The 24,532-nt window shown below is 43.2% G+C and carries 18 protein-coding genes and 1 CRISPR repeat array; of the genes, 9 read left to right on the top strand and 9 right to left on the bottom strand.

The window, feature by feature from the left end:
- The first annotated feature begins 63 nt into the window (after nt 1–63).
- From HY811_04490 to HY811_04460, 7 genes are all read left to right on the top strand, one after another.
- Nucleotides 64–1,596, top strand: coding sequence for a HEAT repeat domain-containing protein (locus HY811_04490; GenBank protein ID MBI4834063.1), 1,533 nt, complete (start codon nt 64–66; stop codon nt 1,594–1,596).
- Nucleotides 1,597–1,623: 27 nt separating this feature from the next.
- Nucleotides 1,624–3,126, top strand: coding sequence for a PD40 domain-containing protein (locus HY811_04485; GenBank protein MBI4834062.1), 1,503 nt, complete (start codon nt 1,624–1,626; stop codon nt 3,124–3,126).
- Between the two features lie 328 nt (nt 3,127–3,454).
- Entirely contained in the window at nt 3,455–4,552 is a 1,098-nt protein-coding gene (locus tag HY811_04480; protein MBI4834061.1) for a hypothetical protein, read from the top strand.
- A 188-nt stretch (nt 4,553–4,740) separates the two neighbouring features.
- Nucleotides 4,741–5,106, top strand: a complete 366-nt coding sequence (locus tag HY811_04475; protein ID MBI4834060.1) for a hypothetical protein — start codon at nt 4,741–4,743, stop codon at nt 5,104–5,106.
- A complete protein-coding gene (locus HY811_04470; GenBank protein ID MBI4834059.1) occupies nt 5,076–6,632 on the top strand; it encodes a protein kinase in 1,557 nt (518 codons plus the stop codon). The genes HY811_04475 and HY811_04470 overlap by 31 nt, the downstream gene beginning before the upstream one ends.
- The gene (locus HY811_04465; GenBank protein ID MBI4834058.1) at nt 6,602–6,772 is read left to right on the top strand and encodes a hypothetical protein; all 171 of its coding nucleotides are present in this window, start codon (nt 6,602–6,604) and stop codon (nt 6,770–6,772) included. Before HY811_04470 ends, HY811_04465 begins: the two co-directional genes overlap by 31 nt.
- 580 nt (nt 6,773–7,352) lie before the next feature.
- The gene (locus HY811_04460) at nt 7,353–8,045 is read left to right on the top strand and encodes a hypothetical protein (GenBank protein ID MBI4834057.1); all 693 of its coding nucleotides are present in this window, start codon (nt 7,353–7,355) and stop codon (nt 8,043–8,045) included.
- A gap of 18 nt (nt 8,046–8,063) precedes the next feature.
- Here HY811_04460 and cas2 read toward each other — a convergent pair whose 3' ends face one another.
- The 7 genes from cas2 to HY811_04425 all read right to left on the bottom strand — a co-directional run bounded on the left by cas2 (nt 8,064) and on the right by HY811_04425 (nt 20,017).
- Nucleotides 8,064–8,345 carry a CRISPR-associated endonuclease Cas2 gene (cas2, locus tag HY811_04455; protein MBI4834056.1) on the bottom strand — a complete coding sequence of 94 codons (282 nt, stop codon included), beginning with the start codon at nt 8,343–8,345 and terminating at the stop codon, nt 8,064–8,066.
- A gap of 34 nt (nt 8,346–8,379) precedes the next feature.
- Nucleotides 8,380–10,152: a CRISPR-associated endonuclease Cas1 gene (gene cas1 / locus HY811_04450; protein MBI4834055.1), complete on the bottom strand. Its 1,773-nt coding sequence runs from the start codon at nt 10,150–10,152 to the stop codon at nt 8,380–8,382.
- Nucleotides 10,153–10,315: 163 nt separating this feature from the next.
- A CRISPR array of direct repeats spans nt 10,316–10,726; the repeat unit is 37 nt; unit sequence GTGTCCGAACCTTTCCTTTATTCAGAGCCGTTCCTAT.
- A gap of 376 nt (nt 10,727–11,102) precedes the next feature.
- The gene (locus HY811_04445; protein MBI4834054.1) at nt 11,103–13,184 is read right to left on the bottom strand and encodes a transposase; all 2,082 of its coding nucleotides are present in this window, start codon (nt 13,182–13,184) and stop codon (nt 11,103–11,105) included.
- A gap of 24 nt (nt 13,185–13,208) precedes the next feature.
- On the bottom strand, nt 13,209–13,385 hold the full coding sequence (locus HY811_04440) for a hypothetical protein (protein ID MBI4834053.1): 177 nt from the start codon (nt 13,383–13,385) through the stop codon (nt 13,209–13,211).
- A gap of 77 nt (nt 13,386–13,462) precedes the next feature.
- On the bottom strand, nt 13,463–15,706 hold the full coding sequence (locus tag HY811_04435) for a protein kinase (protein MBI4834052.1): 2,244 nt from the start codon (nt 15,704–15,706) through the stop codon (nt 13,463–13,465).
- Nucleotides 15,707–15,827: 121 nt separating this feature from the next.
- Nucleotides 15,828–17,510 (bottom strand): carbohydrate binding domain-containing protein, encoded by a 1,683-nt coding sequence (locus HY811_04430; GenBank protein MBI4834051.1) that lies wholly within the window; start codon nt 17,508–17,510, stop codon nt 15,828–15,830.
- 239 nt (nt 17,511–17,749) lie between these two features.
- Nucleotides 17,750–20,017, bottom strand: a complete 2,268-nt coding sequence (locus HY811_04425; protein MBI4834050.1) for a protein kinase — start codon at nt 20,015–20,017, stop codon at nt 17,750–17,752.
- A 113-nt stretch (nt 20,018–20,130) separates the two neighbouring features.
- Here HY811_04425 and mnmG point away from each other — a divergent pair, with 113 nt between their 5' ends.
- On the top strand, nt 20,131–21,942 hold the full coding sequence (gene mnmG, locus HY811_04420; protein MBI4834049.1) for a tRNA uridine-5-carboxymethylaminomethyl(34) synthesis enzyme MnmG: 1,812 nt from the start codon (nt 20,131–20,133) through the stop codon (nt 21,940–21,942).
- A gap of 73 nt (nt 21,943–22,015) precedes the next feature.
- Complete coding sequence (locus HY811_04415; GenBank protein ID MBI4834048.1) at nt 22,016–22,528, top strand: type II secretion system protein; 513 nt, start codon at nt 22,016–22,018, stop codon at nt 22,526–22,528.
- Here HY811_04415 and ybeY read toward each other — a convergent pair.
- Both ybeY and HY811_04405 read right to left on the bottom strand, forming a co-directional pair.
- Nucleotides 22,512–22,943, bottom strand: coding sequence for an rRNA maturation RNase YbeY (ybeY, locus tag HY811_04410; protein MBI4834047.1), 432 nt, complete (start codon nt 22,941–22,943; stop codon nt 22,512–22,514). The genes HY811_04415 and ybeY overlap by 17 nt on opposite strands.
- A 7-nt stretch (nt 22,944–22,950) precedes the next feature.
- Nucleotides 22,951–24,486 carry an HDIG domain-containing protein gene (locus HY811_04405; GenBank protein MBI4834046.1) on the bottom strand — a complete coding sequence of 512 codons (1,536 nt, stop codon included), beginning with the start codon at nt 24,484–24,486 and terminating at the stop codon, nt 22,951–22,953.
- Between the last annotated feature and the right edge of the window lie 46 nt (nt 24,487–24,532).

Raw genomic sequence — 24,532 nt, 5'->3', positions numbered from 1 at the left:
TTGACATGCCGCCATTAAATAGTATACTCATCAACAGAAGCGCACGAATAAAAGGAGAAACACATGAAAAAGCAGATATGGCTGATAGGCGTGATTCTGGCGAGCCTTTTGGTCTGGTTGGTTCGGGCCGAAGACGCCAAACAAACGAATACCAAACCAGATGACGCTAAAATAAACGGGTTGATTACACAATTAGGAGATGACGACTGGGAAACGCGTGAGAAAGCTCAGAAAACCCTGGAAGACTGGCCAATCGATAAACACCCGGAAATAGAGCCGTCTCTTGACGAAGCATCGAAAAGCGACGCGCCTGAAATACGCTCCCGCGCCGTAAAAATACTAAAAACGCTTAAGGTTAAAAAACGGATTAAATTCTCTGATTCATTCCTCACGGTTTTCCCGGATATGTATTCTAACTTAGGTTCTGTAGACTCCTGTGTCAGTAAATTTGAATTGATGGAAAACGTGGCCGCAAACGAAAGCGTCCAATATAAAATAGCCGCGGAGGATATCTCAGTTTTGATAAGTGAAATCCTTGCGGATGGCGGCAATGGATTAAGCGCGGAGCAAAAATCAGAGCTTATAAGAATAAGCAAGGACCGTTTCTGGGGGCCGATTACTTCAACCGCTCCGTCCATAATGAAATTGCTTAATGACGAAAACGGGCAAGTGCGCTATGACGTTATTTACGCCTTGGGAGTATTCGGCTACAAGAAAGCATTGCCTGAAATCAGGAAACTATTAACTGATGAAGAGCAGTTTATAAGATTAGGAGCGGCCCAATCGCTCGGCAACATGGATGATAAAGATTTTTTGCCGGAAATACGCAAGCTTCTTGGCGATTCAAAGCATCTGGTTCGGGTGCAAGCTATATATACACTTTCTAAATTAGGCGACAAGGCGTCCGTCAATGAGATTAGGAAATTTCTCGATGGTGAAGACGGTCGAATTCGCGCGGCAGCGGTTGCGGCGCTTGCTGAATTAGGTGATGAAGAACTCCTGCCTAAAGCACCCGAACTCCTTAAGGATAAAGAATCCGAAGTGAGATGCGCAGTGATTGAAATGCTCGGAAAGTCAGGCGGCAAAAAACAGACGGCCCAAATCAGGGAGATGCTTAAAGATACTGATTGCAGCGTGTGCATTACAGCCATAGAAGCACTTTCTAAATTAGTGGATACCTCATCAATACCGGAAATACGTAAAATGATTAAGAGCCAAGATGATACCGTGCGCATTAATGCCATTATTGGACTTATCAAATTGGGCGATAGGGAATCTATCACAGAGATACATTCACTAATTGCCGATGAAGATGAATCTGTTCGTATCAATGCAATCCTTGAATGCGGCAAATCCGGAAATAAAGATGTCATCACTGAACTTGTAAAACATCTTGATGACAAAGATGCTACAAAACAGGGAGTGGTTTCGATTGCACTGGTCGAACTTGGGGCAAAGGATAAAGTTAAAAAAGGAGTTATTGAACACGTTATAAAAATAAGCAGGATCCAGAGCTGTGTTTCGGAATGGGGCAGCCGGAACAGGGCCAAGAGAGCTTTAAAAGAATTAGGCGTAAATGAAAATGAAATTAAATAACCTGCTATTATTAAGAGAGAGAAATACATGAAAAGGCGAATATGTCTCGTAAGCATGATACTGGCAAGCCTTTTGGTCTGGTTGGTTCGCGCCGAAGACGCCAAACAAACGAATACCAAACCAGATGACGCTAAAATAAACGGGTTGATTAAGCAGTTAGGCGATGACAACTGGGAAACGCGGGATAAGGCGCAGAATGATTTAATTGAATACGGCGGTAAATTATTTGAGCAGTATAAAAAGGTTAGGAATGAGGCTAAAAGTAAAGAGAATGATAAGGAGCTGGCAAAGCTTTTGGCAGAAATAAAGCATCTTGCCGAATCCCTGAACGAAGCATCCAAAAGCATTGACCTCGAAATAAAAACTCGTGCTATACACATTAACGGCATCCTTCGAAAACTACTTCGCAATGAAATAGTTTATGTAGAATGGGCGGCGATGACAGGAAAAAGCGCCAAACAGGAGCTTTATGTAGCGGATTACAACGGTGAGAACAAACGATTACTTATATTCCACGACACCATTCCGGCAGCTGGAGGCGGTTATATGCTAATGACCGGGAACCCCGAATGGAGCCCGGACGGTAAAAGGATTGCTTTTAATATGAATACAAACAATGAATGTGAAATATTCATTATTAGCAGAGAAGGAACTGGCCGAAAGCAATTAACTAATAATGGCGGATACAACCTGAATCCTCGCTGGAGCCCGGACGGCAAGAAGATTTTATTCCTTTCAAATAAAGACGCTCAGGACAAAACAACTGAAAAATACGAGCTTTTTACGGTTGATGCGGATGGGGAAAACCTCACCCAGCTTACTAAAAATAGACGTCAGAATGTCAGCCCGTCCTGGAGCCCAGACGGTAAAAAGATTGCTTTTGTTTCCTATATTAAAGAAATGCCTGAGCTTCATATAATGGACTCGGACGGAAAAAATCAGGTCAGATTGACTAATGATATCTCTTTCCAGGATGAGAATGATGAATTAGGCGAACTGTTATGGAGTTTGAATACAATTAACTGGAGCCCGAACAATAAAAAGATTGCCTTTGCTTTCAGGAATAAAGAAGGCTTCCGGCGGATTTATCTCATTGACTCAAATGGCCAGAATCTCAAAAAACTTACTGATGCCAAAGATGATGAAAATATTTACGAAGGCGAACCTTGCTGGAGCTCGGACGGCCAAAAAATAGCATTTTGGCTTGTTGATAAAGCGGCGATGTCTCTTTTCACCAGCGATATCAACGACAAGAATACCCAAAAAGTTACGGTTCTCAATGATTATGGACATGATAAAAACCCGATGAGAATCCCGAAGTTAAAGTGGAGCCCTGATAACAAATGGTTTCTGCTTCTCGGTTACGCACCTAAAGATGAGAAGCCATCCGGCATATATTCGGTAGGAATTTATGATATCTTAGGCAGAAACAAGAAGTTTTTGACTACGCTGAGCAGTTATGCTGATTTTTCCCCGTCATTTCCCGAAGAACTTTCCAAACTCTTTGCGCCAAAAGAAGATAAGAAGTGAATTAGTTGATTAGAAAAAGGCTGATTCCCCTGCTAATTCACTAATCACTAATTAACTGATAGTCTCCACACCGCCCAGAAATTCGGTGGATGATAAAGGCATACTCCAGTTCTATAGCCTTGGCGATGACCAGATAGATAATAACGGCGACCCGAAAGATGGCATCCTCATTTCCCCGCTTAAATAACCATTGGTCCCCGTATTGACTCCACAAATTCTTCAGACTCCATGGACTCCGCGAACCCTATAAACTCTAGATTTACCCTTGACATGCCGCCATTAAATAGTATACTCATCAACGGAAGTGCACGAATAAAAGGAGAAACACATGAAAAAGCAGATATGGCTGATAGGCATGATTATGGCAAGCCTCTTGGCGTTTTTAGTCCGCGCAGAAGATTCTAAACCAGCGGACACTAAACTTGATTACGCTAAAATCACCGAACTTATCAAGCAATTGGGGGATGAAGACTGGGAAACACGGGATGAGGCAAGCCAGAAATTAAATGAAATCGCTGCCCAAATATTATCAGGGTTGCGTAAATTAAAGGAAGAAACAGATGTTTTAAGAGCAGAGAAAACAAACTATAATAATATCAGCGAGAAGGTCAGCGAAAAAGAAAAAGAATTAGCCGATATCAAATCCAGGCTGGATAATCTCGGCCAGGCTATTTACTCAGCGACCCAAAACGATGACCCGGAGGTAAAAACCCGTGCCAGGCAAATCCGGGATAGATTTTCTTTGCCGCCGCAGCCGGTTATTGACGCCTTAAACTGCCGGATAGATTTTCAGTTTTCTGAAGAAATTACCTTAAAACAGTTGGTTGAATATATCGAAAAATCGTTACCTGTTTCGGAGAATAAGCCCAAGGTTAAATTCAATGTTAATGAGAAATTCAACCTTGAGCAGTGCTTGCCGATATACTATTGTCCCGCAAAAATTCCAATAAAATCAGCTTTACGAGACATCCTCAAAACAATGGGCTGGTCATATGTAGTGAAAAATGATGCGGTATACATCACAACTATTGAGGAAGTTGCCGAAAGCGCTTATGCCAATACCAATATTTACGAACTGGCATACAAAACTCAGGCAATCGTGGGATTGATAGAAGACGAATATAAATCAGAAAAGAAAATACTTAATGTCCTTGAAACAGCCAAAGAAAATATCATTATTGATAAGGCCCATACTATGACTGATTTAATAAACTACCTGGTTGACAAGTATGATATAATGATTTATTGCGAAGTGGAAACCATGGAAACTGTTGATGCGGCTACCATAAAAAGCTTTTCCATTGCAGATAAACCCTTAAAAGAATCCTTAAAGGATGCGCTGGGAAGATACGAATTGTTTTACGTGGTAAAAGAAGGCGCCCTTTGGATATGCAAACTGGGAAAAGCATCCTCAGAAAGCCAATAATCCACCTCCGCCTGTATATTAAATCGGGGGCAAGGCGAAGACCTGATAGGGAATAACGGCGACCAGAAGGATGATATCCTTCTCTCCCCCATGAAATAACCATTCAAATATCATAGCCACATGCCCCATAACCTCACAGTGCTGCATTATTACTTGATAAAATAAAGCAATATTTGTATTATTTACACATGGAAAAAACCAAGCTTAAAATCAGGGAGTTTAAATCGATGGTGGATTTTAATGCCTGGTGGGCGAGCGCGGAGGTCACCCAGTTCCGCAGCCGCCACCCGGAAAAAATCAGCCGGCTGGCAGTACACCGCTGGGTAAAACCGTGGCTGGAGGAGCTAAAAAAAGAATACACTGCCCCGCAGGTCTCGGCCAAGTTTTTCGGTAAATATCAGCTGACAAAAAAATTGGGACAGGGCGGTATGGGTGTGGTCTACCTGGCGCTCGACCCGGGCTTAAACAGGCAGGTCGCCTTGAAAATAATGTCCTTAAAAGCAAGGACGCCGTCGAACGCTTCATGCGCGAGGCGCGCGCCTCTGCCAAGCTAAAACACCCCAATATCATCCAGGTCTATGAAGTCGGCACAGTGGACAAATACCATTATTTCACCATGGAATATATCGAAGGCCCTTCACTTGAGGATTGCATCCACAGTAAGGATAAAAAACTACCGGTACGCCGGATTGCCGAAATCATCTCCAGCATTGCCTCGGCGCTGGATTACGCCCACAGCCAGGGAATCATCCACCGCGATATTAAGCCATCTAATATCCTGATAGATAAATCCTTCGACCAGGCTCAGGATAAACTCAAGGCGTATTTAACGGATTTCGGGCTGGCAAAGGATGTGGATGGAATCGAACATTCGCTTACCTTAAGCGGGACGATACTGGGTACGCCCGATTACATGTCGCCTGAACAGGCGCGGGGTGAAAAGAAAAACATAGATGCCAGGAGCGATGTCTTCTCTTTAGGCGCCACCCTTTACCATGCCATAACCGGACATTCTCCGTTCCGAGGCAAGGAATTATACCAGATACTGGAAAAAGTGATACGCAAAGCTCCTGCACCACCGAGCAGCCTTGTCCGAGGATTGCCTAAAGATATCGAAACCATCTGCCTGAAAGCACTGGAAAAAGAAAGGAAAGACCGTTACCAAACTGCCGGCGCACTGGCCGGCGATATTAAAAACTATTTAAACGGGAAAAGCATTTCCGCCCGACCGGTCGGACCGCTTGCCAAATTATACCGCGTTATAATGAAGCATAAAGCATTATCGGCGTCCGCGGTGGCGATAGCCATTACGCTGGCTGTTTTTACGGTAAACTCTGTTATATCATCAAACGAAACCGCACTCCGTATTGCCCGGCACCGCCAAAACGCCCTGGATTACTACGAAGAAGGGAAATTCGAGGAAGCCAAGACCGAATGTGCCAGCCTGCTTGCGCTCGCACCGGACGATGATTCAGTTATTGCCCTGCGGGATAAATGCGCCAAGGCAATAAAGGAAAAAACCGATAAAGCGGAAGCGGAAAATAAGCGTTTGGAAGATGAAAAACGCCTAAAGGAAGAGGAAGCCAGACGCCTGCAGGCGCTGAATGAACAAAGGAAAAAAATAAAAGAGCTGATAACGCAAGCCGCGGGTGACCCTCAAAAACAACTGCAAATCGCCTCAGACGCCTCAAAAACCGACCCGGAATACCCAACGTATTATTATTTTATCGGTTATGCGTATACCAATTTGAGAAACTGGGACGAGGGAATTAAGAATTTTGAAAAAGCCATTTCATTAAACCCGGCGGACTCGGGTTCTTATTCCTTGAATGGCATTTGTTATTACGCAAAAGGCAACTATGCTAAATCAATGGAAAATTTCTCCAAGGCATTAGAATTAAACCCGGCAGACCCGGATAATTATTATAACCGGGCTAATGTTTATGTGGCACTAAAAGATTACCAAAAAGCAATGGAAGACGCTAAAAAACTGATTAAAATAGCGCCGGGCCATGCCATGAAGAAACAGATGGAAGATTTAATTCGCGATTGCGAAATCTGCCTACAGGAACAACGCTAACCGTCCATACTATTCCCTGTTATCCCTTTATACATAAGGTGGATGATAAAGGCACGCTCTGGCTCTATAGTCTTGGTGAGAATATGGTGGATAATAACGGAGACCAGGCTAAAGATATCGTCATCTCACCCATCCAATAACCTTCATAGGCTCGATAGACTCTCCAAACCCTACTAACCCTATAACTCCATAAACCCCGATATGGTTCATACAACAGGTAGTGTAACCACTTCAACTAGTCTACTATATATACTACCATAGGGGGGCATGGCCCCCCTCCCCCCCACACTATACTATTATGCCCCTGTAACTATATTATATTGACCTATAGTATTGTATTATAAATCCATGTATCATCATATATATCACCCATAGTCATTATTATTGTAGCATACAGACAATATGTTTATATCCTATTAGCTATGTCTATATATTATACGGATAATTATACCATGACATACCGTATTTATAACTATGCCTAACCGTCAATATTACCATGGCCTATCAGCACTGTCTACATGTCCACCTACTACAATAGCCGGATATGCCCTTTGTGATGAATATTCTTGACTATCTTCGCATAATCTGATAGCTTACCAGATAGAAAGATAGGGATTGGTTAAGACCACTCCCCCATTAGTGAAAAGTAACAAGTAAACAGTGAGCAATTAACAACTGCTTAGTCAGATTGATATTGCTTATCTGCGGAAAGGAGTATTTATGCCTAAGAAAAGCGATGAGAAGCTCTTACTGCACATGACCAAGGCCGTCCCCGTGTATACCGAGCCCTTTAAGGATTTGGGAGAGAAATGGCGCGACGGATTCCACATCAATGCCGTCCGGACCAACGCCAAGCTCTTGAAGAAAATTCCTGATGAAATCAGATACCAAAGCCAGGTGGTCGGCAAGAATAATCTTGAAAAGGCTTACGAGACGGTGGACGGCATCCCGGCAAAGCGTTTCAAGGAAGCCGTGGAGCACGCCAAGGAGAATTACTCGCGCGGGGTGCTTGCCAGAGTATTGCCATTTACCGGCACTAAAGTGGACGGGCTCGGTGTCGCTCCCCTAACGGCACTCTGGCTCACCAAGGATAATATCGCCGAGGGGTTGCTTTCCGGTGATGAGCAGGTTAACGGCATGCCCATATTGATTACCAAGGTAGCATTGAAAGGAAGTTTCAAGGCGGCGATAAACCAGCGCCTCATTCAGGCAGGCGCCAATATCGTGGCAAGCGGATATGATACGGCGATTATCAAGGAAGAAAACGATACAACTAATGAGATGGTCGCCGGGTACGTTGATAAATCGCTTAACCTGAATGACTTCGAAACCGGCGGCGAATGCCATATTGATTATAAGTATATCAAGGAGCAGGCCGGGTTGTATTTGGATATATTGGTGACGAGGAAGTAAGTTAATTCTGTGCATAGTTTATACTACTACTGCCCCATTTGGTTGCTCCTGCATTTCCTGTTTGCCGATAATCGTTATCCGGTCTTTGCAGGGCGGGCATAAAGCAAGAACAATAATCCGGTCTTCGGCGTTATTGATAATTCTCTCTAATTTATCCTGTAGTATAATTAAATCCTTACGTGTCAAGTAACACTCAAAGATACTAAACTGTAAAGGGTTGCCGTAATCCTTAAGTGTTTTATGGATGCGGTTTAATCTTTTGGGGTCGGCGATGTCATAGGCGATAATGTAATAATTCATTTTACACACCCCTACCCCTCTTGTCAGAGGGGATTTATCTAACCTTGAAGCCGATATATTCCGGTGCTTCGCCGGTAATTACTCTGGCAAGTAAACGAGCCTGTGTTTCCAGAACACGACCGTAGGACATTTGGTAGCCAAACACCGGATGCGTTACCACATCATTTCTCCGTCTTTCATACGCCTCAAAGAAAGAACGTCTGCCGGATTCTGTAAGGTAACAGGCACCTCCCCGATGGCTATCGGGACTCCGCTTCGCTCCGTTGTTAATCAGGAAATCATTGTTGGATACCATCTTGTTATTAATAAGCGTCAGGACAACCGAGTCGGCAATAATCGGACGAAATTCTTCCATCAGGTCAAGCGCCAATGCCGGACGGCCATATTTAGTCTGGTGATAAAACCCTAAATACGGGTCTAAGCCAACGGTCAAACAAGCCGAGAAACAGTCTTTCGCCAATAGTGCATATGCAAAAGATAACAAGGCATTAACCGGGTCAGACGGCGGTCGTTTATTCCTGCCCTCAAAGGAAAAGGTAAAACCATTGCCATTTAATCCCGATTGGATTCCCGATCTTTCGGGACTGTCGCTTCGCTTTAGCATCTCGTTGAACGAGCCAAAATAATACCGTGCGGCTGTGCCTTCAAATCCGAGCAATGATTCCAAAGCAGGTGCATTTACACATTCCGAAATAAGATGTTGGAGTTTATATTTGGCTTCTTCACTCCCGATATTATTCGGGACTCCGCTTTGCTTCGTGTTATTCTGGGCATTTCTCATCAGCATCACCCGTTGGTTATGAACCTTGGTAGCGGTGATGGAACGGGCGATTGCTAACGCCAGCGCCTGGTTATTCGCCGCCTCATATTGCGCCATTCTTAATGAGATATTCTTAGGCGGAATACCGGTGGTTACGCCCTTAAACTTGCCGTGGATGGAAAGATAAACGATGGGGATATTATTTTCCAGTAAGCAGGATAATGCCTGTGTGCTGATAGAAATATTCCCGAAGACGACTATCTGTTCCAGATGATAAAGATGAAGTTCCTGCAATTTCTCGCCCTTGGAATCAAGGATAACCAGATTCTCGCCTTTCTTGGTGACCCGCGCCCCCTGGTGGTTGAGATAAGCCACATAGCCCTCTGACTTTTCTGGGATAATCCGTCTGATGGGTTTGGCGGGGTCTGGTGGTAATTTTATCGCGCCGGTTTCTTCAGGCAAACAGATAGGCAGAAGCGAACAGTGGATACATCGGTTATCATCTTTAAGCGGTTCAGGAATTTTATCGCTATCGGCTAAGGCGCGGGCGGATTGAATGGTCTCTATTGTCTTCTGCCGTAGTGTATCATCAAAAACGACTTCAACCCGTATCTTAGAGCCAACGTAATAAAGATAGCCTTTGGCTATATTCCCATAATTATTGCTTTCCAGCAGTAATGCCTGGGCGCAGAGTTGAATCTTATCATTATCCCAGACAAAAGGCTGGTCGTTCTGGTCACGGGGACAGGCTCGTTTCTTATATTCTACCGGATAACATTCGCTATCCTTTTCTTCTAAAACATCTATCTTACCGGTGATGCCGTATTTCTCTGACGAAAGATGGAAACTGCGGGTCTGTAGTGTCTCTTCGTCCGGGGCGGTCGTTTTGCCAACGCCTTCGTCTACCCGGCGGTGTTTTATCTGGCCATCAGCTACCGCGTCATTAACGACACTCAAGCCTTCAACATATTCATAATAAAACCTACGTGTACAATAGACAAAGGCATTGAGACAATAAACAGGCAGATTTTCTGTATTGCTGGGCATATACCACTCCAAGTCATACCCTCTCACGAACACTATAACACAATGTCAAGGAAACGCATAGCTGAAGTGTGTTCTTGATAGTTTATTCGGAAATTTAGGTGGTATGACTTAAGTAAAAAGCAACCGTGTGATAATTTAAAACCTTTCCGTCACCTGTCCCGCACATGGTTTTTATGTGCGGGGTTCAGAGCCGTTCCTATGGATAGATTCTATCTCTTCGGGGTCGTATATACCCATGTGTCCGAACCTTTCCTTTATTCAGAGCCGTTCCTATCCCTTGACATTCTGGAAACGTTCACATTCGCACATCCCGTGTCCGAACCTTTCCTTTATTCAGAGCCGTTCCTATGCGAATGCGGAACCAACTTTCCTTTACATTTCAGCGTAGTGTCCGAACCTTTCCTTTATTCAGAGCCGTTCCTATATGAGCTTCGAGAACGTCTATTTTACAGGCGCGAATTGTGTCCGAACCTTTCCTTTATTCAGAGCCGTTCCTATAAGGAGAAACGATAAATGTCGAAGTGCCCACTAAATACGGTGTCCGAACCTTTCCTTTATTCAGAGCCGTTCCTATGGCTTTTATTTAACTCGTTAATTTCCAAATTGTTAAAGAGCGAAATGCGAATGGTCGCATCATTCAGGTTATTAGTTATAAATACTAAATCCACTATTCACTCTAATTCCTTGAGCCTTAACGAGTAATAACAAGCGAGCGGGTAAGCGGGGCTCTGAATTCCGCCCCCGCTCGCTACCTAAAGGAAAGATTCGACGGGGTTTTGCCGCCGCACTTATCCCGAATTTCTTCGGGACTCGCTCAAGTCTGCATCAGGCCGAAGCCCTTACAGCCAGCGGTTGTTAACACAAGACCACAAAGTGTGGTACCCCATTCGGCATATTAACCCTATAGGCTAATAGCACCTTCGCGTTAGTCACCCGAAGGCAATAATATATTACTTATTTCCGGCAAAGAAGTCAACTACTTTCTTCTTAAATTCCTCAAATTTGTCTTTGAGGTTCTGGTAATCAGACATTTCACCAAAGAACTTCTTATGGAGGTTAACCGAGGCGTTATAATCAGCATTAACATCTGCATAACAACCAAGTTTAGAGCATCTAAATAGTTTACCACATGGGTCATCTTTTACGATTATCTGTTTTTCCTTATTTTTCTCATACGAATATCGCTTGCCAAATTCTCCGCATTTACTGCAGACTTGCGAAGTATACGCAGGCGGAACTTCCACCACTCTTAACCCGGCATCCACAGCCAAGCGTTTAATCCATGTAACCAAATTGCCGCGATTCCAATTAATCAAGGCTTTATTAATCCCATGTTCTCTCTCTGCCATAGGCACAAATGTTTTCCCGCCGAGTTTCTCTATGAGTATTAAATCTGCCTTAATATCATTATTTTTACTGCCATCTAATCCCAGGGCAAACTGGATAATCTTACGCGCACCCTTCTTAAATCGGTCTTCGCCCATATTATCAATATGCTGTTGGAGTTCAATAGAAGATTCTTCTCCCTTAATCGGTTTGCCGCGCAGACTGCGAATCTTACTAATCTGGCGTTTGTGTAAAGCAATATGCCCAAGACCGGGGCCTCGCTGGTAAATATTTGTAGAATCATTAGTATCGTAGACGGAATCTTCCCAGATTATTCTGGTGCGGATAATCTTGCCATCTTTACGGACAGTTGCTGCGCCTAAATGCCTGATACCAAGGTCGATTGCACAGGTAACAGGTATTTTCCCGTCCGTGTCGTTCATTATTCTTTTACGCACCCAGTCAAATGAATATTTATCGCAGGAATCCTGGCGGAGCTTATGCTTGGAGGACAAATCAGGTATATCGCAGGTAAAAATAAGATACGGGTCTGCACTAATAAGATTACCAGTCTTGTTCTCAAACTCAATATTTCTAAAGACTAATTTTATCCCCTTAATATCTACCGGGCGCTTACATTGTAGATTGGAGTCAGTCCATTCATAGCTATCAGCTTCCTTTTCCTTGCCACCGCGCGTGGTCTTAACTATTTTGACTGGTTCAAATTGGTATAATCTTGGGTCTGCCTTAAAGGTGAATTTCAGCCAGCCTTTAAAAGTATTCAATTCCACAGAGCTATCTTTAATATTCAAAGCCTGATAACCAGGTCCCTTCTTAAACTGGAACCAAGCCGGATGAGTAATTGCAGAAGGCTGTGTAAAAGTAGGCGGATGTTTGAATCCATCTGAATTGCGCCTTTTAGCGGTTCGCCGGACAAATTCTCTTTCATAGTAATTATGAATTCTATCCAGTGCTTCTAATTCTGGGTTTATCTTGAAGAACTCCTTTGCATAAATAGAATTCTTCTTGCGAAGAGGAGCTTTAGCGATTTTCTTCATTGCCTTATCAGAGATTTCTAACACTTTGGCTTCTTTGCCACGCCAAGCGGCTAATTCAGGATGGGATTTAAGGAATTCTATGTACTTATGCCATCGCTGACGGCGACCAGTAACCTTACCGCCAACCGCTTTTTCAAACTGGTCAAATACTGATCTAACCTTTAGATATTGCTGATTTTTCTCTTCCCATTTTTTCTTATCTTCTATCCATTTCTTATGTTCTGATTTCCAATTCTTCATCAATTCATCGTGTCCGGAAATAAGTTGGAATGCCATCTCAAAGATTTTACGGCGGAATTCACTGGAAATATTCGGTAATTCTTTCTTACGGTCAAATAGTATTTTCTTATCTTTTACCAGTTTAGACGCGACTTTTGCCCATTGGTCTCTCTCGTTTTCACTATCTGCCTTACTGGTTTCCCAGTTTAAATCAGTTACCGCTTCCATTTTACCTACAGCATTCTGGCTGGAAGAAATAGAATTAAATATTTCCTGATACTCCTTACCTGCTTCACCGCGTTTCATCCGGTACATCTGCTTGATAACAAAAGGTAAATACTGGTTAAAAGTAGAATGCACCTGCCAGAGGATTTGGAGTTGCTCCGGCTTTTCTATAATAACTTTTGCCTGAATCGCTTTAGTGGACATACTATGTGCGATTATATTCCTCGCTTACGCAATTGTCAAGGGAAATTGTTTACAAGCCGGGTCGTATCTATCCCGAATGATAATGCCCGGGAAGAGTTTCATCCCGCCTTTGGCGTCGCCTGCAGCGAACCTCGCTTTAATGGGCGGGAGGCTCGCCTTCGGCGGCGTAATCCCTATGATAGCCCAAGCAGGTTGATTCATTCGGGAGATATCCTGATAACGAAGAAGTAAACTCGAAAGTTAATTAGTGATTAGAAGCGGTTTCATAAGGTATAAAATCATTTCCGCCATTGCTTCATCTGGTTTTTTAAAGAGGCTGCTTCATCGCTTTCCGGATAGAGCTCAATATATTTTTGGGCGGCGGCGATTGCTTTATCAAACTGCTCCATTTTTGCATAACACAAAGCAAGCGACCAGTATGCGTTGCTACAACCATTATTACACGCCTTTGTAAAATCATCAATCGCCTGAGCCGATTTATTCAGCCTCAAAAAATAACAGCATCCCCTATTAAAATAAGCCATGCCGTAATCCGGGTCCAACTCAATGGCCTTAGTATAATTTCTTATTGCGTTATCACAGGCTTCATCTCTTTCAGGGAATAAGCCTATATTATCATATGATACTGCGATGTTATCATATGAAAACCCAAGATTATTATAAGTTTCTGCGTCAGGGCGTATTTTTATAGCCCTATCAAGATCTTTTACAGCTAATTCATACTTTTTAACCGACATGTAATACCCGCCTCTCCTGCGGCAAAATCTTTCATCTTTAGGATTAAGAGTAATTGCCCTGCTTAAATCCTTAATCATATTATCACAATCATTCTTTTTTTCATAAGCCAGCGCCCGTCCATATAAAAACTCGGTGTTATTCGGCTCTAAATCAAGCGCCTTGGTATAATCATTAATAGCCTTACCTGTTTCATCTGTTTCCCTATAACAACACGCTCTCTTAAAATAAAAAACCGGCAGTGAAGAATCAGCTTTAATAGCCTTGGTATAACACTCGATTGCTTTTTTATAATCATTGAAAGATAGCTCATAAGCTTCGCCCATAAACAAATAAGCATCGGTGCATGAAGGGTCAATCTCTAAAGCTTCCTGCGCCACTTTAATCTGTTCTTGCGGATTTCTTATACTTATTAATTTCTGTAATAAGGCTAAGGCCTTCTGCCGTTTTTCCGTGTTTTTCTCGCCTTGTTTCCTTTCAGTTATCGCTTTATCGCATTTATCTTTTAATTCATCTATCTTTTCATCGTAATGCACCAAATCCAAAACCAAATCACAGTAGGCAATGGCTTTCTCGTAATTGCCGCTTTCAAATTCCTGATAAGCCAGTCTTGTGTTTTCTTCTACTTTCCCTTTGAAATCAGCCTGTGAAACGAAATAGCTTATCAGGAAATATGCGGCTAAAACCACAATCACCCCGCCGGCTGACAAGCTGGCAATCTTATTTTGCTTAGCCTTGCGGAGTATCCTGCCCATAAACCCAATCGGCCTGGCTGATATAGCTTCCCCGTTAATATAGCGGATTAAATCATCGGCTAATTCCTTGGCTGTCAGGTAACGCGTCTTTTGCTCTTTTTCCAGTGCTTTCAGGCAAATGGTTTCTATATCTTTGGATAGATTCTTTATATAACGGCTGGGCGGAATCGGGTCTTTACGCACCACACTTTCCAGTATCTGGTAGAGTTCCTTCCCTTTAAACGGCGTATGCCCGGTGAGTGCGTGGTAAAGAGTCGCTCCTAAAGAGAATATATCGCTTCTGGCGTCTATCTTGTTTTTATCGCCTTGTGCCTGCTCAGGCGACATATAATCGGCTGTCCCCATAATCGTCCCTGTCATGGTCAGGGAATGCTCGGTCCCGCTTAATTCCTTTGCCAGGCCGAAATCGGTTAAGTAAACCTTGCCTTGTTTATCTATCAGGATATTAGCAGGCTTGATATCGCGGTGGATGATATCCTGGCTATGGGCGTAATGCAAGGCGTTTGCCATATCTCTTATGATTTCTGCGGTTCGTTTGGGTGTTAATTTCTTATCGGCTATCAGCTTGTCCAGCGAATTGCCTTCTATATATTCCATGGTAAAATAGTGGTATTTGCCAACTGCGCCTACTTCGTAAATGGAGATAATATTCGGATGTTTAAGCTTGGCAGAGGCTTTGGCTTCCCTGTTAAAACGTTCAGTTGCCAGCTCTCCTTTCAGAAGCATTACTTTGAGTGCTACTTTACGGTTGAGCGCCGGGTCATGGGCTAAATACACCGCGCCCATCCCGCCCTGCCCCAGCTTCTTTTCTATGATATATTTGCCGAACGACTTGCCGGAGGGCTGTTTTATTTCCTCACCCTCGGACTGGGTATGCCTGGTTATCCAGGGAGCCACCCAGCGGTGTGATTTCAAGCGGGCAACCTTTTCCGGATGGCGCTGGCAGAACTGGGTTACTTCATCTCCCTCCCACCATAAACGGAAGTCATCCAGAGATTTAAATTCCCGTATTTTTAATTTGGTATCGACCATATTGATGAGTATAAAAACTCCGCAGTATATTGTCAATAATTAGGGTAGAGGGCATAATTCAACCGTTGCTTAGTTAATTAGTTCAATTATTCTTCCCTATTTAGAACCACCCCAGCTGGGTTCACTTTTTCTCTTCTACCGGAACAAGAGCCTTTTTAAAACTCAATTTATCAAACCAAATCGTGCCGGGAGTAGAATAGTCATAAATAAAAGTAAAAAACGGCTCGTATTCCAATTGTTCCTTCGTAAATTTAACAGTGCCGGTTACCTCATGCCATTTACCATCCGGCAACAATTTGCCGATAGCAATAATGTCAGTGCTGTGCATTACCATGGCTTCGTCGGAAATAGTAACCCTGAACCCAAAATTATGGCCTGTTTTATAGCTGAATTTAATCTCATAAAAAGTATCGGGTTTTAACTTGCTTCTGATTTCCTGCCCGCAGGATGACCAACTGGAAGACCAGGCTTTATCCCCCATTGCCGGGTCATGCCACATTTCAATATAATAATCTCCGTCAGGCGCTTCCCCTTTTTCCGCTTTCACCAGTTTAATTTTAGAGTTATTCCAGTTATCTACTATTTTCCAACCCTTTAATTCATCCTCAAAAGAAGGATTGGCAAGGAGATTTCCAAAACAGCCGTTCAGTTCAGATAAGACAAGTTTTAATCTCATCTTTACCTCCGGGTCATCCGCCTTTTCAAGGAGTGATTTAAGAATAGCGATTGACGACTCCCCTATCTGCCCGCAAACCACAATTAGTTCTCGTGTCGCCTTTTCTCTTATCTCCCATTCGTTATCGCCTAATTGTTTGATGAGTTTATTTATGCCTTCTTCGTCAATCGCTTTCTTTTCGGCGAGAATTATCGCTAATGGGTTGGATGCCACCTGGACATTAGTATAGTCAAGCATGAATTCCGCTTTGAACGTATATTCCCCTGCTGCGGTGATATCAAACCATTTTTTAAGTTCAGTCGTGAAGATGGCTTTGGTTTCAAGGGCGGCAATTTCTAATACATGAGTTTTATTATCCTCATATCCTTCGCCTTTAAATTGAAACTCTTTTCCATTTTTATCATTCAAACTGAACCTTACAAATGCTTTTGTATTCAATCCCATTATATGTAAGCTGTTTGCATTGAGGTTTTGCGGTTTATTTAAAAGATTAGCAATTTTACAGGTAATATTAACAGGCTCATCCATAGTATATGATGTCTTATCGCTGGCCACCAGGCAGCGCAGTCCTTTATTCTCCGGTCCCCATCCCTGCCATTTGAATTCCTCCAGAATGGCGTTGACGCGTGATTTTATTTCCGTATCAGGATCGTTGATATATTCTTTGAGTATTGGCTCTATAGATTTTCCGAACTTAACAAGCTCGTTTTGGGCCTGTTGTCGTTTTTCGAAATCCTTATCACCCAATTGTTTGATTAACATCCGGTATTTATTCCCGATTAATTTTAACCCCATAATGTGGTAGGATTGTCCGCGCTCATCACCCCATCGGCTTATCACGACATTAACAATATCGTCCGCTTTAAGCTCCGGGATATCGGCAGGCTTAAAGCTTTTCAAGTATAAAACCGCTTCCATTTCCTCTTGAGGAGGTTTCACATCCGGCTGGGCTGTAAGGGAGATGATTTTCAGCTTTATTTTGAGGACATCATTATTGTTTTGCTTATCAGCAGTCACGCTCAATACTTCAGCCGTGTAGCCTGTCTCATTAGGCGCAACAGGAACGGCATGGGCAATATTAATGAGGGCAATTATCAAGCAGGCCATCCATAAAAAAATAGTTTTCATAATTTGTCTCCTTATCATTCTTATATAGATTAGACTATGATTATTGCAAAATATGCTAAAAAATAATATTTTATTAAGTGTTGTTTTTTGCAGAACAGGCAAGGTTATATCTGTCGAGTGAAGATATTCCGGAAGAACCGCATCGGAATCCCGATGCGATGGATGAGCGGGTTGTTTCATCAGGGAGATATCAAGGTAACAAAGAAATATTCCAATAGTTGATTAGTTGACAGTAAAAACTACTTATTTAACTGTTTTTTCCATTGATTTAATGAAGTGATAATACTGATGGCTTCGGCGCTGTTCGGGAATAGTTTGATAAGCGTCTCGGCATCGGCAACCGCTTGGCTAATATCACCCATTTCGGCATAAGCAAAAGCCCGGCTATAGTATGAAGCGGGATATCGGCCATATATTTTGATGGCATCCGTGAAGTCATTCAGCGCCGTATCATATTGTTTTTTCTGCTGATAGGCAACCCCCCGATTGGTATAAAGTATTGCCAATATGGCGATTATTTCATCTTCCTTAGGATTATGTTCGGACATAGCCTCGCTTATCTTTCCGGCTTTAACTAATTCCGCGGTTTTATCCTGGTACGATTTTAACAAGCCGGAAAACAATGTAATGGCATTACTATATTTGATCAGTGCCGTATCCACATCATCCATCGACAGGTAAGCACTGCCGATATCATTATAAGCATCGCCGAATTCCGGATTCAGCAGAATGGTGGTTTGGAAATCACTGATAGCAAGGTCGAAATCACCTTGGGCGTAATAAAGTGTCCCCCGCTTATAAAACGCCTGGTCATATTTTGGGTTATATTCAATAGCCTTGCTGAAATCGGCTATCGCATCCTTGCGAAGGCCTTTGGCAGCCAGTATCAACCCCTTTTCATAGTAGGCCGAAAACAAAGACGGCTCCACTTCTATCGCCTTGCGGAACGAGTCTAAAGCGTTGTCTTCTTTGCCCATCGCCTTATAAGTCCTGCCGATAAACAGCCATGCCTGTCCGAAAGACGGATCTTTGACAAGCGCTTCTTTCGCCACTTCTATTTTCTGGTCCGGCGGCAAGTCATCAACCACGCCGTCTAAAATAGTTTTGGCCTCAGCACGGAGTTCTTCCGCCTGTTGCTTATTGATTTGTTCCTGCTCAGCTTGCTTTCGTTCGATTTCCCGTTGTTGCCTTTCTTGTTTGTCTTTATCTAAAGCAATCTGGCATTCATTACGAAGCTCAATCATTTTAGCATATTTCGGAGAATGGGTAAGGACCTGATTAGCCAACATCAAAGCTTCCGGAAAATTATTCAACTGGTAAGCCCTTAAAGCATTATTACGCAATTCTGCTATCTGTCGCCTGGTATTAACGGAGGCAATAGCGAAGGTAACAATAATTACTATTATGATAGCCGCAACGGCGCCCAAAAGGGAAAAAGCCGCTATTTTATGCCGCCTTGTTTTCCGGAGCAGTTTTGTAAACAATCCGTCAGGACGGATAGAAATGTTATCGCCCTTAAGATAAGCGGTTAGGTCATCGGCTAAAGCTTGAGCCGTCTGATACCGCCGTTCCGGCTCTTTTTCCAGGCATTTCAGGCAAATGATTTCCATGTCACGCGGGAGATTCCGCACTAATCTCCGGAGAGGCAATGGCTCAGAGTTAATCACCCTTTCCAATACCTGATAAAGTCCCCGGCCTAGAAAAGGCGTTTGCCCGGTCAGGGCATGATAAAATGTTGCCCCCAGAGAGAAGATATCACTCCGGGCATCTATGTTTTTCTTCTCGCCTCTTATCTGTTCCGGTGACATATAGTCCGGTGTGCCCATAATCGTCCCGCTTAAGGTCAAGGCTTTTTCCAACCCAGCCATCTCTTTCGCTAACCCGAAATCCATCAGGTAAACCCGCTGATCCGCAGTCACCAAAATATTAGCCGGTTTAAGGTCGCGGTGAATAATGCCTTCGTGATGGGCGTAATCGAGAGCGATGGCGATATCCCGGATGATCTCTGCCGTCTTTTTCGGCGTTAGAGGCTCATTCTGAATCAAAGCACTCAGGGAATGCCCTTCGATATACTCCATTGTAAAATAATGGTATTGTCCCTCGGTACCGACTTCATAAACTTGGACAATATTAGGATGTTTCAGCCTGGCGGCAGCCCGCACCTCACGCAGAAAACGTTCCATTTCAGATTCGCTTTTCAATGCCATGATTTTAAGGGCAACCGCTTGTTTTAAAATCTGGTCATAGGCTAAATAAACAACCCCCATCCCGCCCTGCCCTAATTTTTTTTCGATGGTATATTTCCCGAAAGTCTTAAAATCGACCGGCAGTGGCTTCGGAATATTTTCCAGAACGGTTAGCCAAAGTTTTATATCAGGATGTTCCTTGAGCGAAGCAACCTCTTCCGGATAATCCCGGCAGAAATGAGCAACCTCAGTTCCTTCCCACCAGGTGCGGAATTCATCCAGCGACTTGAACTCACGAATTTTTAATTTGGCGTCAAGCATAGGAAAGATTATAGTTTAGCATATTTATATTGTCAATTATTAATTAAACGGCTAGCCGCGGAAAAGCGGTAGAAATTGATTTATTATTGCGGATATGATATAATCTTACACCAATGGACCGGAAATATGAAGTAATTATGGTCGGCGCTGGGCATGCCGGATGCGAGGCGGCCTTGTCTTCCGCACGGATGGGCGCTAAGACGCTTCTCCTCACAATCAAGCTGGAAACAATCGCACAGATGTCCTGTAATCCCGCCATCGGCGGGCTTGCCAAAGGACAATTAGTCCGGGAGATTGACGCCTTAGGAGGAGAAATGGCACGCGCCACGGATGCTACCGGAATACAATTCCGGGTGCTTAATACCGGCAAAGGTCCGGCTGTTCAATCCCCCCGCGCCCAATGCGATAAACAGTCTTATTCATATTACATGAGAAATGTTCTGGAGAAGCAATCCAACCTTACATTAACAGAGGATATCATAGATGAAATAATCACTGAAGGGAATAAAGCAGTCGGGGTTAAAGGGCATAAAGGAAAAGTTTATCAGGGAGATATGGTGATTATCACCACCGGCACTTTTATGAAAGGGCTTATCCACATCGGACCGGAAAAATCAATCGGTGGAAGGATAAATGAACTTTCGGCTGAAAATATATCAGGCAGTTTAAGAAAGCTCGGACTGGAAATAGGCAGATTAAAAACCGGCACGCCCCCGCGCTTGGACGCAGGAAGCATTGATTTCAGCCGGTTAATTCCCCAACCGGGCGATAAAAGCCCGATGCCTTTTTCCTATTCAACGGAGAAAATCTCACAGGAACAGGTTCCGTGTTACATTACCCATACAAATGCTCAAACGCATAAGATTATCAATTCAAACCTGAAGCGTGCACCGTTATATACAGGACAAATTAAGGCCGTAGGCCCGCGCTACTGCCCTTCCATAGAAGATAAAGTGGTACGCTTTGCCGAAGCTCCCCAGCACCAGGTATTCCTGGAACCGGAAGGAAAAGATACGGAATGGATATACTGCAATGGAATTTCAACGAGCCTACCCAAGGATGTGCAGGAAGACATGGTTCATTCCATTAATGGCTTAGAAAAGGCAAAATTCCTGCGTTACGGATATGCGATAGAATATGATTTCGTGCTCCCCTACCAGATAAAACCTAATCTTGAAACAAGGCAAATAGAAAACCTATTTTTAGCCGGTCAGATAAACGGAACTTCCGGATATGAGGAAGCCGGGGCACAGGGAATAATGGCAGGGATAAATGCAGTTCTAAAACTAAAGAATAAGCCGCCGTTTATCCTGAGGCGCGACGAGGCATATATCGGAGTTTTAATTGACGACCTGATTACGCTCGGCCCAACCGAACCATACCGGATGTTTACTTCACGCGCTGAATACCGCCTGATGCTGCGAAGCGATAATGCGGATAGGCGACTGATGAAATACGGATATGAATTTGGTTTGATTAATAAGAAACAAAAATATGCTCTGGATAAAAAAGAATCAGAGATTCAAAAAGGGATTGAATTCCTCAAGAAAAATAAATATAAAGGGAAAACATTATACCAGTTCCTGAAAAACCCCAGGATGCCTTATAGTGAATTGGAAAAGCTGTCGCCCGCTTTGAAGAAACTTGATATTTCCAAAGAGGCAAAAGGACAGGTGGAAATAGAAGTCAAATACGAGGGCTATCTTAAACGGCAAATAGTTCAGATAGAACGCGCCAAGAAGATGGAAGGCCTGAAACTTCCTGCTGACATTAACTACCTGACAATCTCACATTTAAGCAAAGAAGCAAAGAACAAGCTGGAAAAATTCCGCCCGATTTCATTAGGACAGGCCGGCCGTATTGCCGGCATAACCCCTGCAGATATATCGGTCCTGATGATTCACCTGAAGGCAAGAAATAAATAAAAATCACTGGTTATCCAAAATTTAGGTGACAAAACAAAAGCTTTGTGTTATATTTATATAGAAAAGGACTCTTATGATAAAGAAACAAAACGGATTTACTTTGATTGAAATATTGGTGGTCATAGCCATAATATGCATCTTAGCGGCTGCCTTAATGATCAATCTTCCTCCCTTAATAAACGGTTCAAAAGAAAAAACCTCAAACGCTAAAATCTTGGAAATGGCAAAGTCTTTAGAATCCTATTATGCCGACCATTCCCGCTATCCCCAAGACAAATCCAGCTTTTCCTCGAATGTTTTCGTATCGGAATTAAAAGGCGACCCATTAAGCGACCCTCCTAAAAAAGAGTATTACCCTTTTAAGTCGCATGAAATCGGAAGTAACGGCGAGTGGATGAGTCATTTGGGATATCCTTATTATTACCGAAATAACCAACAGCACAATTACTCAAGCAGGAATCCACCGCCACCTGAGGCCCGTAACATCACAAGATATGATCTATGGAGCAAAGACGCTCATACACCCGAGGAAGTAACAGACCCGATACAGATTTCCCTGAAGACTAAGGTCAACAACTGGGATTGAAGTATAAGTTAATTAATGCTTCCTGTTTTTCCCACATTATCTTCTTTTTAGAAAGAGTAGTATCATCATAGCCTAATAAATGTAAAAGACCGTGAACACAGTAGCGTAACAATTCCTGTTGAGCCGGTATTTTTCTTTTACGTGATTCCTGGAGAGCCTTTTGGGCTGAGACAAAAATCTCTCCGAGCAAATTGTCCGAATCATCTGATAACGGGAAACTCATAACATCGGTAATACGATTATGCCTAAGAAACAACCTATTTGTTTCGCGGATTGTCCTGTTATCGGTTATAACAAGGCTAACCGAAACATTCCCACTCTGTTTTCCCTTAAGGACGGATTTATATATTTTTACTATCAGGGAACGATTCACAGTAAGATATCCCTGCCGGTTGGCTATATGGATTTTTATCATGGCTGTGCTAAGAAGACTCGCCGGGCTGCGCTTTAGGATATTCAATGCGAGCGTGGAAAATGCCCGCCAAAACTTTGATAAAAGTATCCTCTATTTTCTTAAAATCCCTCATGGTAAGGTCGCTCTGGTCCAACTGCCCTTCTGCCAAGCGCGCCATCACAATATCATGGACCATGCTTTTCAGTTTCCCCGGCGTAATATTACGGATGGTCCGGGATGTCGCCTCAACGCCATCGGCCAAAAGGACAATACCCACTTCTTTAAACTGCGGTTTAGGGCCTGGATAACGGAATGATTCCGCATCCACCGTTTCTTTATCCGAACCATTTTTCTCGGCCGCTTCGTCATCATTACCATTACTTCCAACCTTTTCTAATGCCTCTCGATAGAAATATTTCATGACGGAGGTGCCATGATGCTGTGACACAAAAGCCTGGATTTTCTTTGGCAACTTTCCTTCTCTCGCCATTTCCAATCCATCTTTAACATGAGCGGTAATAATCAAGGTGCTCATGGTCGGCGAAAGGTCTTTGTGTTTGCTATTAGTTCCGGCTTCATTTTCCACAAAATATTCCGGTTTATTGAGTTTACCGACATCGTGGTAATACGCGCCGACCCTGGCAAGCATAGCATCAGCATCGATTGCCTCTGCCGCGGCCTGCGCCAGGTCACCAACCCTTAAAGAATGGTGGTAAGTTCCGGGCGCTTCAAGGGCCAGCCGCTTCAAGAGCGGCTGGTTTAAATCAGCCAGCTCTAAAAGCGAAAGGTTGGTCACCACCCCGAAAATCTTTTCCAGAGCGGGAAGAATACCTAAAAGTATAAAGCCGGAAATCACCCCGTTCCCTAGCCCCCTCAAAGCATTTTCAATCGTCTCCGAAGACCAGAACAGCACGGAAAATATATCCGATGGAAGTTTATTATCAATAATTCCTTTTACAATAATCATGATAAAAAGAATAATCCCGGAAGCGATGCCTAATCTGATGATTTTCGACCTGTTCCTGATATTGACTAAACCAAGCGATGCTATTATTGAAGCCGGGCAGTGAAGCATTAAGACATCAAATACAGGATGATTGATTGCCCAAAGAAGAAAAGCCTGGAAGAAAACATTGATAATCGCCAGTTCCCGTGAGTACCCCACAGTGATAATCATGGTAAGTAAAGTAATCGGTAAAAAATGATAATAGTCCAATTTCCAACCAAATTGCTGAAACAACGTAATAAATACAAATAAAGAAAGTGACAACAAACTAAACGAAAATATCCTGGTTAAATAGGAAAACAAATGCGCTTCCAGTGTAAAAAGATAACAACCCATGATAAACACCACCATAGACGTGACAAATATGATGGTGATAAGCGATGCAACATCTTCGGCATGGTTAATCCCCAGAACAGCGATGATTATCACCACCGCCAAAACGCCAAGCAGGATATTGGTAAGAGGTCTTGTGCTTCCAAAACCATTTTCCTGCCCCGAGGCAGACTTGACACGGTCAGTTTGGACCCTTCTCAATTTACGCTTGGAAAAAAAAGCCATTTTTTACTCCTTAAATCATGAGTTAACCACCTTATCCAATCGGTGT

The organism is Planctomycetota bacterium, assembly GCA_016207825.1.
GTDB lineage: Bacteria > Planctomycetota > MHYJ01 > JACQXL01 > JACQZI01 > JACQZI01.
This window is presented reverse-complemented; position numbering and strand designations above follow the sequence as displayed.

Excerpts from the sequence above, each read along its gene's own strand:
- HY811_04475 (MBI4834060.1), top strand. The coding sequence starts at position 4,741 with ATGGAAAAAACCAAGCTTAAAATCAGGGAGTTTAAATCGATGGTGGAT.
- HY811_04415 (MBI4834048.1), top strand. The coding sequence starts at position 22,016 with ATGATAAAGAAACAAAACGGATTTACTTTGATTGAAATATTGGTGGTC.
- cas2 (MBI4834056.1), bottom strand. The coding sequence starts at position 8,345 with ATGAATTATTACATTATCGCCTATGACATCGCCGACCCCAAAAGATTA.
- cas1 (MBI4834055.1), bottom strand. The coding sequence starts at position 10,152 with ATGCCCAGCAATACAGAAAATCTGCCTGTTTATTGTCTCAATGCCTTT.
- HY811_04470 (MBI4834059.1), top strand. The coding sequence starts at position 5,076 with ATGCGCGAGGCGCGCGCCTCTGCCAAGCTAAAACACCCCAATATCATC.
- HY811_04405 (MBI4834046.1), bottom strand. The coding sequence starts at position 24,486 with ATGGCTTTTTTTTCCAAGCGTAAATTGAGAAGGGTCCAAACTGACCGT.
- ybeY (MBI4834047.1), bottom strand. The coding sequence starts at position 22,943 with ATGATAAAAATCCATATAGCCAACCGGCAGGGATATCTTACTGTGAAT.
- HY811_04460 (MBI4834057.1), top strand. The coding sequence starts at position 7,353 with ATGCCTAAGAAAAGCGATGAGAAGCTCTTACTGCACATGACCAAGGCC.
- HY811_04425 (MBI4834050.1), bottom strand. The coding sequence starts at position 20,017 with ATGCTTGACGCCAAATTAAAAATTCGTGAGTTCAAGTCGCTGGATGAA.
- HY811_04445 (MBI4834054.1), bottom strand. The coding sequence starts at position 13,184 with ATGTCCACTAAAGCGATTCAGGCAAAAGTTATTATAGAAAAGCCGGAG.
- HY811_04430 (MBI4834051.1), bottom strand. The coding sequence starts at position 17,510 with ATGAAAACTATTTTTTTATGGATGGCCTGCTTGATAATTGCCCTCATT.
- mnmG (MBI4834049.1), top strand. The coding sequence starts at position 20,131 with ATGGACCGGAAATATGAAGTAATTATGGTCGGCGCTGGGCATGCCGGA.
- HY811_04480 (MBI4834061.1), top strand. The coding sequence starts at position 3,455 with ATGAAAAAGCAGATATGGCTGATAGGCATGATTATGGCAAGCCTCTTG.
- HY811_04490 (MBI4834063.1), top strand. The coding sequence starts at position 64 with ATGAAAAAGCAGATATGGCTGATAGGCGTGATTCTGGCGAGCCTTTTG.
- HY811_04440 (MBI4834053.1), bottom strand. The coding sequence starts at position 13,385 with ATGAATCAACCTGCTTGGGCTATCATAGGGATTACGCCGCCGAAGGCG.
- HY811_04485 (MBI4834062.1), top strand. The coding sequence starts at position 1,624 with ATGAAAAGGCGAATATGTCTCGTAAGCATGATACTGGCAAGCCTTTTG.
- HY811_04435 (MBI4834052.1), bottom strand. The coding sequence starts at position 15,706 with ATGGTCGATACCAAATTAAAAATACGGGAATTTAAATCTCTGGATGAC.